The 567-nt window shown below is 66.0% G+C and carries 1 protein-coding gene; it reads left to right on the plus strand.

What is annotated here, in order from left to right; all coding sequences use genetic code 11:
• Nucleotides 1-567, plus strand: a 567-nt coding sequence (locus tag HU750_RS26970; protein WP_186683385.1) for a DegT/DnrJ/EryC1/StrS family aminotransferase, incomplete at both ends; no start/stop codon positions are given.

The raw sequence follows: 567 nt of genomic DNA on the forward strand, positions 1-567 counted from the left end.
GCCGCACTCCGGCTCTTCCGCCAACGGCGCGGTGTACCTGGCCCTGCTGCAGGCCGGTGACACCATCCTGGGCATGAGCCTGGCCCACGGCGGCCACCTGACCCACGGCGCTAAAGTGTCGTCCTCGGGCAAGCTGTACAACGCGGTTCAATACGGCATCGACACCAAGACCGGCCTGATCGACTACGACGAAGTCGAGCGCCTGGCGGTCGAGCACAAGCCGAAAATGATCGTCGCCGGCTTCTCGGCCTACTCCAAGACCCTGGACTTCCCACGCTTCCGCGCCATCGCCGACAAGGTCGGTGCGCTGTTGTTCGTCGACATGGCCCACGTTGCCGGCCTGGTTGCCGCTGGCCTGTACCCCAACCCGATCCCGTTCGCTGACGTGGTCACCACCACCACCCACAAGACCCTGCGCGGCCCACGTGGCGGCCTGATCCTGGCCAAGTCCAACGAAGAGATCGAGAAGAAGCTCAACGCTGCCGTGTTCCCCGGCGCCCAGGGTGGCCCGCTGATGCACGTCATCGCCGCCAAGGCCGTGTGCTTCAAGGAAGCGCTGGAGCCAGG

It is taken from the genome of Pseudomonas sp. SWRI50, from assembly GCF_014269095.1.
In the GTDB taxonomy this organism is placed as follows: domain Bacteria; phylum Pseudomonadota; class Gammaproteobacteria; order Pseudomonadales; family Pseudomonadaceae; genus Aquipseudomonas; species Aquipseudomonas kermanshahensis.